General features: G+C 73.6%; 1 protein-coding gene. It reads right to left on the bottom strand.

What is annotated here, in order from left to right; all coding sequences use genetic code 11:
* Window positions 1-50 precede the first annotated feature (50 nt).
* Window positions 51-16,400, bottom strand: coding sequence for a type I polyketide synthase (locus ACFVWW_RS23765; protein ID WP_386879014.1), 16,350 nt, complete (start codon window positions 16,398-16,400; stop codon window positions 51-53).
* Between the last annotated feature and the right edge of the window lie 9 nt (window positions 16,401-16,409).

Genomic DNA, 16,409 nt, shown 5'->3' with positions numbered 1-16,409 from the left:
CGAGCGCGAAGGGAGTTCGACCGTCGGTACGTCGGTCAGGAGTCCGTCGGTCAGGAATCCGCCGACCGGCCGAGCTCGTTGTCGATGAAGGCGAGGACCTCATCGGCACTCGCAGCCTCGATCCGTTCCGTAGTGGCGTTTTCGTCGGTCTCGGGGTCGGATCCGTCCCACCTCGCGAGCAGGTGCCGCAGCCGTCCCGCGACCCCGGACCTGGTGACCTCGTCCAGCACGCCCGCGGCGAGCGCCGCCTCCAGCCGGTCGAGTTCGGCCAGCGGGGACGGGCTCGCGGCCGGTGTGGCCTCACCCAGCAGCGCGGACGCGAGATGCCGGGCGACGGCGACCGGCGTGGGATGGTCGAACACGAGGGTGGCGGAGAGCCGCACCCCCGCTGTCGCGGTCAGCCGCGTCCGCAGCTCCACCGCCATCAGGGAGTCGAAGCCCAGCCGGCTGAAGTCGCGGTCGGCCGGGATCGCGTCCGGGGTGGTGTGCCCCAGTACGGCGGCGGTCTCGGCCCGCACCAGGTCCACGAGGAGCAGCTCGCGCTCCTCCTCCCCCAGCCCCGCGAGGCGCTGGGCGAGACCGGTGGCGCCGCCCCGTGCGGCGGCGGCCGTGCGGCGCCGGGTCCGCAGCAGCCCCCGCAGGATCGCGGGGACCTCGCCCGGGTCGCGCGGCGTGGCGGCGCCCGCTCCGGCGGCGATCCGTACCGGAACGGCCAGGGCTTCGTCGCGTACGGTCGCGGCGTCGAACAGGGCGAGGCCCTGGTCCACCGGCAGCGGAGGCATGCCCGAGCGGGACATCCGCTCCATGTCGGTGTCGCTGAGACCGCTGGTCATGCCGCCGCTGCGGGCCCACGGGCCCCAGGCCAGCGACAGGGCGGGCAGGCCGAGGCCCGCGCGGTGACGGGCCAGCGCGTCCAGGAACGTGTTGGCGGCGGCGTAGTTGCCCTGGCCGGGGCCGCCGGTGATTCCGGCGACCGAGGAGTACAGGACGAAGCCCGCCAGGTCCAGGTCGCGGGTCGCCTCGTGCAGATGCCAGGCGGCGTCCGCCTTCGGCCGCAGCACCCGGTCGAGCAGTCCGGGCGTCAGCGAGCCGATCGTGGCATCGGCCAGCACCCCGGCGGTGTGTACGACGGCGGTCAGCGGGTGCTCGGCCGGTACGGCCGCCAGCAGCGCGTCCAGCGCCGTACGGTCGGCGACGTCGCAGGCGGCGACGGTCACCTCGGCGCCCTGGGCGGTCAGTTCCGCCCGCAGGTCCGCCGCGCCCGGCGCGTCCGGTCCGCGGCGGCCGACGAGGAGCAGGTGCTTGACGCCGTGTCCGGCCACCAGGTGCCGGGCCAGCTCACCGCCCAGGCCGCCGGTGCCGCCGGTGATCAGGACCGTACCGTCGCGGTCCCACGAACGGGCCGCGTTCCGGGCCGCCGGGGCGCGTTCCGGCAGCCGGGCCAGCCGGGCCACCCGTATCTCGCCACCACGCAGCGCCGCCTGTGTCTCACCGGCGTCCAGCAGTCCCGGCAGGGCGCGGAGAGCGGCCGGCAGGGCGTCCGTGTCGTCCAGGTCGAGGAGCAGGAAGCTGCCGGGGTTCTCCGACTGCGCGGAGCGCACCAGGCCCCACGCCGGGGCGGCGGCCAGGTCCGGTACGTCCTTGTCCCCGGCCGAGACCGCGCCCCGGGTGACGAGGACCAGCCGGGATCCGGCGGTCCGCTGATCGGCCGTCCACTCCCGCAGCAGGTCCAGGACGGCGGTCGTCACGGTCCGTACGGCCCCGGGGACCGGCTCGGGTGCGCCGGTCAGGTCACGGATGGCCGGGGCCAGCACGACGTCCGGCACCGGGCCCTCGGCGTCGAGGAGTTCCGCCAGCGAGCCGGCCCGTACGGCGGACAGGCCGCCCATCGATTCCAGCGCGCCGGACGGCCCCGCCGCGTCCGTGGCGACGACCGCCCACCGGATGCCGGCCGGGGACGCGGGAGACACCGGCGCGGGCACCCACTCGACGCCGAACAGCGAGGCGTCCTCGTCGGCAGCCGTGGCGGTCTCCGCTTCGGTGACCGGGCGCAGGGTCAGGGAGCGCACCGAGAGGACCGGTGCGCCCTCCTCGTCGACCGCCGCCAGCGACACGGTGTCCTCGCCGGCCGGGGTGAGCCGTACGCGCAGTGTCGTGGCGGCCGCGGCGTGCAGTGTCAGTCCGTGCCACTCGGACGGCTCCGCTCCGGCGGCCGCGCCGTCGGTGTCCAGCAGGCCGGCCGCGCGGACGGCGGCGGTGAGCAGCGCCGGATGGATCGCGAAGGCCCCGTGCGTACGGGCCTCTTCGGCGAGCTCCACCTCGGCGAACACCTCGCCGTCCCGCCGCCAGGCCGCCCGGAGACCGAGCCGCTGGGCAGCGCCGTCCGGGTCCGGATCCAGGTCCGGGTCCAGGTCCAGGCGTACGGCTTCGGCGCCGGCCGGCGGCCATACCGCCGTGTCGAACTCGGCCTCCGGCCTACGGTCACCGGCGGCCAGTACTCCACTGGCGTGCAGGGTCCACGGCAGGTCCGCCGCGGCGTCGGGACGCGCGTGTACATGCAGCGAGCGGCGGCCCGCCTCGTCGGCGGCTCCCACCCGCACCTGTACGCGCACCGCGCCCTGCTCGGGCACGACCAGACCCGCCGCGACGGCCAGTTCCTCGACCCGGTCGCAGCCGACCTCGTCACCGGCCCGTACGGCCAGCTCGGCGAAGGCCGCCGCCGGCAACACCGTCCTGCCGAGCACCTGATGGCCGGTCAGCCAGGGGTGCGACTGGACCGACAGCCGGCCGGTCAGCACCGTCTCGTCCGAACCGGCGACCGTCATCGCCGCGCCCAGCAGCGGATGCCCCGCGGCCACCAGGCCGAGCCCCGAGGCGTCTCCCGCGGCCACCGACACCGAAGGCCAGTAGCGCTCACGCTGGAACGCGTAGGTCGGCAGCTCCACCCGGCGCGCGCCCGTGCCGGCGAAGATCCCGGCCCAGTCGGCCGTCACCCCGTTGGCGTGCACCCGGGCCAGCGCGGTGACGGCGGTCAGCTCCTCGGAGCGGCCCTTGCGCAGGACCGGCACCACCACGGCCTCGGCCGGCACGCAGGGGCGGGTCAGGGCGGCGAGCACCCCGTCCGGGCCCAGCTCCAGGAACGTACCGACGCCCTGCTCTGCGAGGGTCCGCACCCCGTCGGCGAAGCGGACCGCCTCGCGGACATGCCGTACCCAGTACTCGGCGGAGCACAGCTCCTCGGCGGACGCGAGCCGGCCGGTCAGGTTCGACACCACGGGAATACGGGGCGCCTGGAAGGCCAGCCGCCGTGCGACGGCGCGGAACTCGTCCAGCATCGGGTCCATCAGCGGCGAGTGGAACGCGTGGCTGACCGAGAGCCGTGACGTCCTGCGTCCCTCGGCCGCCAGGAGGTCCGCGGCCGTCCTCACCTGCTCCTCGTCGCCGGAGAGGACGACGGAGGTGGGTCCGTTGACCGCCGCGACGGACACCCGGTCGGACAGCAGCGGGGCGACCTCGTCCTCGGTGGCCTGCACCGCGATCATGGCGCCGCCCGGGGGCAGCGCCTCCATCAGCCGGGCCCTGGCCGCCACCAGACGGCAGGCATCCTCCAGCGAGAACACCCCCGCCACCTGCGCTGCGGTGATCTCGCCGATCGAGTGACCGGCCACGAAGTCCGGGGTCACACCCCACGACTCCACCAGCCGGAACAGCGCCACCTCGATCGCGAACAGGGCGGGCTGGGTGAACGCGGTCCGGTTCAGCAGATCGGCGTCGTCGCCCCAGATCACCTCGCGCAGCGGACGGTCCAACTCACCGTCCAGCCGCGCCAGTACGGCGTCCAGCGCGTCGGCGAAGACCGGGAAGCGCTCGTACAGCTCCCGGCCCATCCCCAGCCGCTGCGAGCCCTGACCGGAGAACAGCACCGCGGCGGGCCGCTCCGTGTCCACTCCCCTGGCGACCTCCGCCACTCCCTCGCCGGAATGCGTCAGCACGGCTCGGTGCTCGAACACCGAGCGGCCCGTGGCGAGCGAGAACCCGATGTCGACCGGGGACAGCCCGGGGCGCTCGGCCACGAAGGACCGCAGCCGCTCCAGCTGCCCGTCCAGCGCGGCTTCGCTGGTGGCCGATACGAGCCACGGCACCGCCGTCGGCGTCACGGCGGGGGCCGACGGCCGCTCGGCCGTGTCCTCGGCCGGCGGGCCCTGCTCCAGAATCACATGCGCGTTGGTGCCGCTGATGCCGAAGGACGACACCCCGGCACGCCTGGGACGGTCGGCATCCGGCCACTCCACCTGCTGGGTGAGCAGCTCCACCGCCCCCGCCGACCAGTCGACCCGGGTCGAGGGCTCGCTCACGTTCAGCGTCCGCGGCAGCCGGCCGTTGCGGAGCGCCAGGATCATTTTCATCACGCCTGCGACGCCGGCGGCCGCCTGGGTGTGGCCGAGGTTCGATTTCACGGACCCGAGCAGCAGCGGCCGCTCCGGGTCGCGGTCACGCCCGTACGTCGCGAGCAGGGCCTGCGCCTCGATGGGGTCGCCGAGCGTGGTGCCGGTGCCGTGCGCCTCGACGGCGTCCACATCCGCGGGTGTCAGACCGCCGCTGGCGAGGGCCTGACGGATCACCCGCTGCTGGGAGGGGCCGTTCGGGGCGGTCAGACCGTTCGACGCGCCGTCCTGGTTGATGGCCGACCCGCGCAGGACGGCCAGGATCTCGTGACCGTTGCGCCGGGCGTCCGACAGCCGCTCGGCGACGACCACGCCGACGCCTTCCGACCATCCGGTGCCGTCGGCCGAGTCGGAGAACGCCTTGCAGCGGCCGTCCGGGGCGAGACCGCCCTGCCGGGTGAACCCGGCGAAGCTCGTCGCGGTCGTCATCACGGTGACCCCGCCGACCAGCGCCATGGAGCACTCACCGCCGCGCAGCGCCTGGGCGGCCCAGTGCAGCGCCACCAGGGAGGAGGAGCAGGCGGTGTCCACCGTGACCGCGGGGCCCTCGAAGCCGAAGGCGTAGGAGAGCCTGCCGGAGATGACGCTCGCGGCGAGACCGGTGCCGGCGTGGGCCTCCACGTCCTCGCTGGCCCGGAGAATCAGGTTGGCGTAGTCCTGGCCGTTGGTGCCGACGAACACACCGGTCCGGCTGCCGCGCAGCGAGGCCGGGTCGGTGCCGGTCCGCTCGAAGGCCTCCCAGCCCACCTCCAGCAGCAGGCGCTGCTGCGGGTCCATGGCGAGGGCCTCACGCGGCGAGATCCCGAAGAAGCCGGGGTCGAAGTCGGCGGCCTCGTAGAGGAATCCGCCTTCCCGCGTCGCGCTGCGGCCCTGGCCGTCGCCGGCCAGGACATCGAGGTTCCAGCCCCGGTCCGTGGGGAACTCGGCGATCCCGTCCCGGCCGTCGGCCAGGAGCTGCCACAGGTCCTCGGGCGAGCGCACCCCGCCGGGGAACCGGCACGCCATGCCGACGATCACGATCGGGTCGTCGGAGTCCGCGACGCCGGGGGTGACGGCGGGGGTGAGGGCGGGGGCGTCGAGGCCGGTCCGCTCGCCGAGCAGCTCGGCGATCAGATGGCCGGCGAGCGCCCGCGGGGTGGGGTAGTCGAACACCAGGCTGGCGGGCAGCGCCAGACCGGTGAGCTGCGAGAGCCGGTTGCTCAGTTCCACCGCGGTCAGCGAGTCGAAGCCGAGGTCACGGAACGCCTTGTCGCCCCTGATGGCCTCGGCGCCGGCGTGTCCGAGCACCGCGGCGGCCTGGGTACGGACGGCGGCCAGCAGCACGGCGACGCGCTCGCCCTCCGACGCTCCGTACAGCCGCTCCCGCAGCCCGGAGGCGGCCGACTCGCTCTCCTGCCGTGCCTCCCGCGCCATCTTCAGGGCGCGACGGGCCTCGGGCAGGTCGGCCAGCAGCGGACTGGGCCGCAGGCTCAGCAGGGCTTCGAGGAGACGCGGCTGCTGCAGATCGGCGAGGACCGCGGTCGGTTCCGGCTCCCGCACGACCCGGGACAGCGCGGAGAGCGCCAGCTCGGGGTCGAGCAGACCCGGCGGCTGCTCAGGGCCGAGCGCGCCCGACGGTGCGCCGGCGGTGTCGTCGATCCCGGCCTGGCGGGCCATGCCGCCGCCGCCCCACGCGCCCCAGGCGATGGAGGTCGCGGGGAGCCCCAGCGACCGCCGCCGCTCGGCCAGTGCGTCGAGCACCGCGTTCGCCGCCGCGTAGTTGGCCTGGCCGGGGTTGCCCACCGCGCCGGCCACCGACGAGAACAGCGCGAACACCGAAAGATCCAGATCACGGGTCAGTTCGTCGAGCAGCAGGGCCGACGCGACCTTCGGCCGGAACACCGTCTCGAACCGCTCGGGCGTCAGACCGGCCAGCACGCCGTCGTCCAGCACACCCGCCGTGTGCACCACGGCGGTCAACGGGCAGTCCTCCGGGACCGCTGCGAGCACCCGCTCCAGCTGCTGCCGGTCGGCCGCGTCGCAGGCGGTGAGGGTGACCTGTACGCCGAGGTCCGTCAGCTCCGCGTGCAGTTCCCGCGCGCCGGGGGCGTCCGGGCCACGGCGGCTCAGCAGTACGAGATGGCGGGCGCCCTCGCTCGCCAGCCGGCGGGCCACCCGCGCGCCGAGCGCGCCGGTACCGCCGGTGATGAGCACGGTGCCCGACGGCTCCCACCGTCCCTCGCGCTCCCCCACGGTCTCCGCCGTGGGCGCGGGCACCATCCTCCGGCCGAACACGCCCGACGCGCGGACGGCGACCTGATCCTCGTCGCTCCGGCCCGCCAGCACGGCGACGAACCGCCGTACGGACCGGTCGTCCAGCTCCTCGGGGAGATCGGCCAGCCCGCCCCAGAGACGCGGGTGTTCGAGCGCGGCGACGCGGCCGAGGCCCCACACGGCGGCCTGCGCCGGGCTGACCAGCGGCTCGGAGCGGCCGACCGACACCGCGCCCCGGGTGACCGCCCAGAGCGGGGCCGCGAGGCCCGTGTCCGCGAGCGCCTGTACGAGGGTGGCGGTGGACACCAGGCCACCGGGCACCCCGGCGGGTCCTGACGACTCGTCCAGGGCCAGCAGCGACACCACACCCGCGATGTCCGCGCCGCTCGAAGCCGCCGCCTCGGACAGCCGCTCGGCGAGGCCGGTACGGTCACGGTCGGCGTCACCGATGTCCACCCGCACCGCGGCCGGGCCGAGCGCCGCGATCAGCGACGTCACCCAGGCGTCGTCACCTCCGGCCGGGACCGGCACCAGCCAGGTCCCCGACAGGGTGTCCTGGGAGCTGTCGGCGTTCAGCGGCTTCCAGCTCGCGCGGTAGCGCCACGCGTCCACGGCCGACCGGGCCTTGCGCCGGGTCCGCCACGACGACAGGGCGGGCAGTACGGCCCCGAGGGAATCGCCGTCCACGTCCAGGCTGGACGACAGGGACTCCAGATCCTCCCGCTCCACCGCAGCCCAGAACTCCGCGTCGACCGGATCCGTACCGTCCGCCGGCGCGGCGCCGACCACCTCGGGCCAGAACCGCTCGCGCTGGAAGGCGTAGGTCGGCAGATCCACCTGCCGGGCACCGGTTCCCGCGAACACCTCGGTCCAGTCGACGGGGGCGCCGGCCACATGCAGCCGCGCCAGCGCGGTGATCAGCGCCGCTTCCTCGTCGCGGTCCTTGCGCAGCGCGGGAACCACCTCGGCGTCGCCGGGCAGGGACTCGCGTGCCATGGCGGAGAGCACCCCGTCCGGGCCCAGCTCCAGGAACGTACCGACGCCCTGATCGGCCAGGGTCCGTACGCCGTCGGCGAACCGGACGGCCTCCCGGACATGGCGGACCCAGTACTCCGCCGAGCACAGCTCCTCGGCCGACGCGAGCCGGCCGGTCAGGTTGGACACCAGCGGGATGCCGGGCTCCTGGAACGACAGACCGGCGGCCACCGTGCGGAACTCGTCCAGCATCGGCTGCATCAGCGGCGAGTGGAAGGCGTGCGAGACGCGCAGCCTGCTCGTCTTACGGCCCTGCTCCGCCAGCCGGGCCGCGACCTCCAGGACCACATCCTCATCGCCCGAAATCACCACGGACGTCAGGCCGTTGACCGCGGCGATCGAGACACGGTCGGAGAGCAGCGGAAGAACCTCGTCCTCCGTCGCCTGGACCGCGACCATCGCACCGCCGGACGGCAGCGCCTGCATCAGCTTCGCCCGCGCCACCACCAGCGTGCAGGCGTCCTCCAGCGAGAACACCCCCGCCACATGGGCTGCGGCAATCTCACCGATCGAGTGACCGGCCACGAAGTCCGGCGTCACACCCCACGACTCCACCAGGCGGAAGAGAGCGACCTCGATGGCGAACAGGGCCGGCTGAGTGAAGCCGGTCTCGTTCAGCAACTCCGCGTCGTCGCCCCAGATCACGTCCCTGAGCGGACGGTCCAACTCACCGTCCAGCCCCGCCAGTACGGCATCCAGCGCCTCGGCGAACACCGGGAACCGCTCGTACAACTCGCGTCCCATCCCCAGCCGCTGACTGCCCTGACCGGAGAACAGCACCGCCGATGTCCGCTCGGTGGCCATGCCCCGGGCGATGTCCGCGACGCCCTCGCCGGTGGCCAGCAGTACCGCGCGGTGCTCGAACGCCGACCGGCCGGTCGCCAGCGAGAACCCGACATCCACCGGGGAGTGCCCGGGGTGCTGCCTCGCGAAGGCCCGTATCCGGCTGATCTGTCCGTCCAGGGCGGCTTCGTTCTTGGCCGACACGAGCCAGGGCACGGCGCGGGGCACCACGTCCGGCGTGACAGGCGAACGGTCCGCGGCGTCATCTGCCGGGTCGGACTGCTCCAGGACCACGTGCGCGTTCGTGCCGCTGATGCCGAAGGACGACACACCGGCCCGGCGCGCGCGCCCGGTCTCCGGCCACGCGGTGTTGTCGGCCAGCAGCTCCACGGCGCCGGCTGTCCAGTCGACGTGCGACGACGGCTCCGTCAGATGCAGTGTCCGCGGCAGCGTTCCGTGCCGCAGCGCCATCACCATCTTGACCAGCCCGGCGGCGCCCGCGGCGGCCTGTGTGTGACCGATGTTGGACTTCACGGAGCCCAGCAGCAGCGGCCGGTCGAGCTCGCGGTCCTGCCCGTACGTCGCGAGCAGCGCCTGCGCCTCGATCGGGTCGCCCAGCGGCGTCCCGGTGCCGTGCGCCTCCACCGCGTCCACCTCGGCCGGGGCCAGGCCCGCGTTGGCCAGCGCCTGCCGGATGACGCGCTGCTGGGCCGGGCCGTTCGGCGCCGTCAGACCGTTCGAGGCACCGTCCTGGTTGACCGCGCTGCCCCGTACGACCGCAAGGACCTTGTGCCCGTTGCGCCGGGCGTCCGACAGCCGCTCCATGACCAGCACGGCCGCGCCCTCGGACCATCCTGTGCCGTCTGCCGAGTCGGAGAACGCCTTGCACCGGCCGTCGCCGGCCAGCCCGCCCATACGGGAGAATCCGGCGAAGTTCGCGGAGGTGGTCATCACCGTCACACCGCCCGCGAGGGCGAGCGAGCACTCACCGCTGCGCAGCGCCTGGGCGGCGAGGTGCAGTGACACCAGGGACGAGGAGCAGGCGGTGTCGACCGACATCGCCGGGCCCTCCAGGCCGAGCGCGTACGCCAGTCGGCCCGACACGACGCTGACGGCGAGGCCGGTGGTCGCGTGGCCCGCCATGTCGTCCTTCGAGCGCATGACGAGGCCGACGTAGTCCTGGCCGCTCACGCCGACGAAGACGCCGGTACGGCTGCCGCGCAGGGTCGCCGGGTCGATTCCGGCGCGTTCGGCCGCTTCCCAGGAGACTTCGAGCAGCACGCGCTGCTGTGGGTCCATGGCGAGGGCCTCGCGCGGCGAGATTCCGAAGAACCCGGCGTCGAAGTCGGCCACGTCGCGCAGGAACCCGCCCTGTCCCTCGGTGGCGCCGATGGTCGAGTCGGCCTGCCAGCCACGGTCGGTGGGGAAGCCGGAGATGGCGTCCTCGCCGGAGAGGACGAGGTCCCAGAGGCCCTCGGGGGATTCCACTCCGCCGGGGAAGCGGCAGCTCATCCCCACGATCGCGATCGGATCGTCGGTGGCATCGGCGCTGTCGGCCGACTCGCGTGCGGTGACGGCCGCGATGTCGTCCGCGCCCACCAGCTCGTCGAGCAGATATCCGGCGAGCCGGGTGGGCGTGGGGTAGTCGAAGATGAGGGTGGCGGGCAGCGTCAGACCGGTGGCCGAGGACAGCCGGTTGCGCAGCTCGACGGCGGTCAGGGAGTCGAAGCCCAGCTGGCGGAACTCCCGTTCCGCGACGACGGCCTCGGGCGAGGAGTGCGCGAGCACCACGGCGGCTTCGGTACGGACCAGGTCGATCAGCAGGCGGGGGCGCTCGTTCTCGCCCAGCGCGGCCAGCCGCTCGACGAGGCCCGCCCGGGACACGCCGGCGGCGCCGCTCTTCGCGGCGCGGCGGCCGGTGCGTACGAGCCCGCGCAGGATGGCCGGGACTCCGGCCGCCGAGGGGATCGCGCCGCCGCCGATGCCGAGCGGGACGACCAGTGCCTCGTCGCTGCCCGTGGCGGCGTCGAACAGGGCGAGGCCCTGCTCCACCGACAGCAGCGGCATCCCGGAGCCGCTGACCCGGCGTACGTCGTGGTCCTCCAGGGTGCTGGTCATGCCGACGCCCTGTTCCCAGGCGCCCCAGGCCAGCGAGAGCGCGGGCAGGCCCTGGGCGCGCCGGTGGGCGGCGAGGGCGTCGAGGAACGCGTTGCCCGCCGCGTAGTTGGCCTGTCCGGGGCCGCCCATGACGCCGGACGTCGACGAATACACCACGAACGCGGCGAGGTCGAGGTCCCGGGTCAGCTCGTGCAGGTTCCAGGCGGCGTCGACCTTCGGCCGCAGGACCGTGGCCAGCCGCTCCGGGGTCAGCGAGCCGATGATGCCGTCGTCCAGCACACCCGCCGTATGCACCACGGCGGTCAGCGGATGCTCGGACGGAACCGATGCCAACAGCCCCGCCAGCGCTTCCCGGTCGGCCACATCGCACGCGGCGACCGATACGTCGGCGCCCTGCGTCCTCAGCTCGGCGGCCAGTTCGGCCGCGCCCGGAGCCTCGATGCCCCGCCGGCTGGTCAGCAGCAGATGCCGTACACCGCGTTCGGCGACCAGATGGCGTGCCAGCACGCCCCCCAGACCGCCGGTACCGCCGGTGATCAGGACCGTGCCATGGGCGTCCCACACGGGGGGCATGCTCAACACGATCTTGCCGACGTGCTTGGCCATGCTCATGAACCGGAACGCGTCGCGCGCCCGGCGCACATCCCAGGAACGGACCGGCAGCGGCTCCAGCACACCCCGGTCGAACAGCTCCATCAACGCGACCAGCATCCGCTGGATACCCTCGGGCTCCACCCAACCGAGGTCGAACGAACGGTAGTTCACGCCGTCGGGCAGGTCCGCCGCGTCACGGACGTCGGTCTTGCCCATCTCCAGGAACCGGCCGCCGGGCGCGACCAGCCGCAGCGACGCGTCCACGAACTCACCGGCCAGCGAGTTCAGTACGACATCGACACCCCGGCCCTCCGTGACCCCGGCGAAAGCCGCCTCAAAGTCTGTCGTACGCGACGAAGCGATGTGATCATCCGCCACACCCAACGACCGCAGGACCTCCCACTTGCCCTCGCTCGCGGTCGCGAACACCTCGGCGCCCAGATGGTTCGCCACCTGGATCGCCGCCATCCCGACACCACCGGCGCCGGCATGGATCAGCACCTTCTCACCGCGCTGAAGCCCGCCGAGCTCCACCAGGGCGTGGTAGGCCGTCAGGAACACCAGCGGCATCGAAGCCGCCGTCTCCCACGACCAGCCCTCCGGTACGGGGGTCATGCGGCGTTCGTCGCCCACGACATGCGTGCCGAAGCCGCCGAAGAGCATGCCCGTGACCCGGTCGCCGACCCGCAGTTCGGTCGCCTCGGGCCCGGTCTCGACGACCACGCCGGCCGCCTCGGAGCCGAACAGCCCGGCATCGCCGGGGTACATGCCCAGGGCGTTGAGGACATCACGGAAGTTCACCCCGGCCGCGCGGACCTCGATGCGTACATCGCGGCCGGTCAGCGGTTCGAGGACCTCGGGGAACGGAGCGAGGGTCAGCCCGTCCAGGCTGCCCTTGGCCCGGCTGCCCAGCCGCCACGGCACCCCGGCCGGCGGCACCAGCCCCGTACCGGACTCCAGCCGGGCGAGCCGGCCGACCCGCAGCGTGCCCGCGCGGACCACGGCCTGCGGTTCTTCGGCGTCCACCAGCCCCGGCAGACCGGGGAGTACGGCCGCCGAGTCCGCCGAAGCGTCCACGTCCACCAGCAGGAACCGGCCGGGGTTCTCCGCCTGCGCGGACCGTACGAGACCCCATACCGAGGCGGCGGCGACATCGGAGACATCCTCGGCTCCGTCCTCGACGGCGCCCCGGGTGACGAACACCAGCCGCGAACCGGCGAACCGGTCCTCGGCCAGCCACTCCTGCACCAACGCCAGCGCGTGACGGGCGAGTTCGTGCGCCGACTCGGCGCCGCGCGTACTGTCGCCCGTGAGCGGGACGACCACGACCTGCGGCACCGGCGCTTCATCACCGGCGGCCGATCCGGCCAGCTCCGCGAGCGTGGCCACCGGAGGACGGAGCCGGACCGCGGCTGTCGAACCGAGCGCGGCCGTCAGGCCCAGCTCGTCCTGGCCGAGCACCACCCAGGTGGTGTCCTCGGACACCTTCTCCGGCGTTCCCGGCACCCAGTCGACACGGAACAGCGAGTTCAGCTCGTCGCGGCGGGCCGTGCCCGCCGGCTGGGGCCCGGCCGCCCGCAGGACCAGCGACTCCACCGAGATCACCGGTTCGCCCCGCATGTCGACCGCGGCCAACTGGACCGAGTCCTGGCCGTTGCTGGTGACCCGGACACGCAGGGTCGACGCCCCGGAGGCGTGCAGCGACACGCCGTTCCAGGCGAACGGCAGCAGGCTGCGGTCGTCACCGTCCGCGCTGGTGAACACCGTGCTGTGCAGGACGGAGTCGAACAGCGCCGGGTGCACCCCGTAGGAGTCCGCGTCGCTGACGTCACGGTCGAGCGCGACCTCGGCGAAGATCTCCTCCCCCCGGCGCCAGACCGCGCGCAGACCGCGGAAGACGGGACCGTACTCCAGCCCGTTGCTCGCGTAGCGGTCGTAGAGACCCTCCACGTCCGCCACGGTCGCGCCCTTGGGCGGCCATACGGACGCGTCGAAGTCGATCAGGCGCTCGCCGTTGCCGATCCGCCCGGAGGCGTGCAGCGTCCACTCGTCGTCGGGCGCGTCGGCCGGGCGCGTGTAGAAGCGCAGTTCACGGCGGCCGTCGTCGTCGGCGCCGCCGACGGAGATCTGGACCTGGACCGCGCCGGTGCGGGGCAGAATGAGCGGGGCGGCCAGCATCAGTTCCTCGACCCGGTCGCAGCCGGCCTGGTCGGCGGCGCGGATCGCCAGCTCCAGGAATCCGGTGCCGGGGAAGAAGACCATCCCGCTGACGACATGGTCGGCCAGCCACGGGTGGGTGGCCAGCGACAGCGTGCCGGTCAGCAGCAGTTCGTCGGAGCCCGCCACGGACATGGCCGCGCCGAGCAGCGGGTGGTTGGCGGAGGTCAGGCCCAGACCGGCGGCGTCGGCCGGCTGGAAGGTCACCTTCGGCCAGAACCGCTCGTGCTGGAAGGCGTAGGTCGGCAGATCGACCTGCCGGGCGCCGGTTCCGGCGAAGAACGCCGGCCAGTCCACCCGTACACCGTGGACGTGCAGGTGGGCCAGTGCGGTGACGGCCGAGGTCTCCTCGGGCCGGTCCTTGCGGAGCGACGGTACGGTCACGGCGCCGCTCGGGACCGATTCCTGGGCCATGGCGGAGAGCACGCCGTCCGGGCCCAGCTCCAGGAACGTCGTCACACCCTGCTCGCCCAGCGTCCGAACACCGTCCGCGAACCGGACAGCTTCCCGGACATGCCGCACCCAGTACTCCGCCGAGCACAACTCCCCGTCCGAGGCCAGACCGCCGGTCAGATTCGACACCACCGGCACGGACGGCTCGGCATAGGTCAGGGTCTCGGCGACGGCGCGGAACTCGTCCAGCATCGGGTCCATCAGCGGCGAGTGGAACGCGTGCGAGACACGCAGCCGGCTTGTCTTACGGCCCTGCTCCGCCAGCCGCGCCGCGACCTCCAGGACCGCATCCTCATCGCCCGAAATCACCACCGACGTCGGGCCGTTGACCGCCGCGATCGACACACGGTCGGACAGCAGCGGGACGACCTCGTCCTCGGTGGCCTGGACCGCCACCATCGCACCGCCGGACGGCAACGCCTGCATCAACTTCGCGCGGGCCGCGACCAGACGGGACGCGTCCTCCAGCGAGAACACCCCCGCCACATGCGCGGCGGCAATCTCACCGATGGAATGGCCGGCCACGAAGTCCGGGGAAACACCCCACGACTCGATCAGGCGGAAGAGAGCGACCTCAATGGCGAACAGGGCCGGCTGGGTGAAGCCGGTCTCGTTCAGCAGGTCGGCGTCCTCGCCCCAGATCACGTCGCGCAACGGACGGTCCAACTCACCGTCCAGCCGCTCCAGTACGGCATCCAGCGCCTCGGCGAACACCGGGAACCTGTCGTACAACTCACGGCCCATGCCCAGCCGCTGCGAGCCCTGGCCCGAGAACAGCACCGCGTACTTCGTGCGTCCGGCGACCGTGCCGTCGACCGCGCCCGGTGCCGCGCCGTTCCTGAGCCATGCCTCCAGCGCCTCGCGGCCCGCTTCGCCGGTCCCGTCCGCGACGACGGCGAGGCGGTGCTCCATGCTCGCCCTGGACGTCGCCAGGGACAGTGCCGTATCCACCGGGCGCAGGCCGGGCTCGCGCTCCAGCCGGCTCAGCAGAACGGTCGCCTGGTCCCGCAGGGCTTCGGCGGTCCGTCCCGAGATGACCCACGGCAGGGCGGTGGCCTCCCGGGCGGGGGCGGTCTCCTCCCGCTCGGCGGGGGCGGCCTCGGCGGCCGGGGCCTGCTCGATGATCACATGTGCGTTGGTGCCGCTGACCCCGAACGAGGACACGCCCGTACGGCGCGGACGGCCCGCGTCCGGCCACGCGCGCGCCTCGGTGAGCAGCTCGACCTTGCCCGCGGACCAGTCGACGTGCGACGACGGCTCGTCCGCGTGGAGGGTCTTCGGCGCCACGCCGTGCCGCATCGCCATGACCATCTTGATCACGCCCGCGACGCCGGAAGCGGCCTGGGTGTGCCCGATGTTGGACTTCACCGAGCCGAGCAGCAGCGGCCGCTCGCGGTCCTGGCCGTAGCCGGCGAGCAGGCTCTGCGCCTCGATGGGGTCGCCCAGCGGGGTGCCCGTACCGTGCGCCTCCACCGCGTCGACATCGGCCGGGGAGAGGCCCGCGTTGGCGAGCGCCTGCCGGATGACGCGTTGCTGTGAGGGGCCGTTGGGCGCGGTGAAGCCGTTGGAGGCGCCGTCCTGGTTGACCGCGGAGCCCCGGACCACGGCGAGGACGGGGTGTCCGTTGCGCTGGGCGTCCGACAGGCGCTCCAGCATCAGGACGCCGGCGCCCTCGGACCAGCCGGTGCCGTCGGCCGACTCGGCGAACGCCTTGCACCGGCCGTCGCGTGCCAGACCGCCCTGGCGGCTGAACTCGACCAGCGAGCCGGGGGTGGACATCACATTGACGCCGCCGGCGAGCGCCAGCCCGCATTCGCCGTTGCGCAGCGACTGCACGGCCAGGTGGAGGGCGACCAGCGAGGACGAGCACGCGGTGTCGACCGTGATCGCGGGGCCTTCGAGACCGAGCGTGTACGAGAGCCGGCCGGACACGGCGCTGGCGGCGATGCCGGTGCCGACATCGCCGGTCGCGTCGTCCAGCGACCTGACCAACAGGTAGGCGTAGTCCTGACCGTTGGTGCCGATGAACGCTCCGGTACGGGTGCCCCGCAGCCGGGTGGCGTCGATACCGGACCGCTCGATGGCCTCCCAGGTGGTCTCCAGCAGCAGCCGCTGCTGGGGGTCCATGGTGGCCGCCTCGCGGGGCGAGATGCCGAAGAAGCCGGGATCGAAGTCGGCGATGCAGCTGAGGAATCCGCCCTGCTGGCTGACGGAGGTGTCGCGCTCGTCGGTGGAGCTGTCGCGCAGCGCGTCCAGGTCCCATCCCCGGTCGGTGGGGAATCCGGAGATGGCGTCGGTGCCGGAGGCGACGAGGTCCCAGAGGCCTTCCGGGGAGTAGACCTCGCCGGGGAACCGGCAGCTCATTCCGACGATGGCGATGGGTTCCTTGGCCGCGGCGACGAACATGCGGTTCTGCCGCCGGAGCCGCTCGGCCTCCTTCATCGCGGCGCGGAGTGCTTCTACGACACCCGCGGTAGGGGCATTCTCGGTGGGGGCATTCATCGTCTGCTC

It is taken from the genome of Streptomyces sp. NPDC058198, assembly GCF_042882605.1.
Taxonomy (GTDB): domain Bacteria; phylum Actinomycetota; class Actinomycetes; order Streptomycetales; family Streptomycetaceae; genus Streptomyces.
This window is presented reverse-complemented; position numbering and strand designations above follow the sequence as displayed.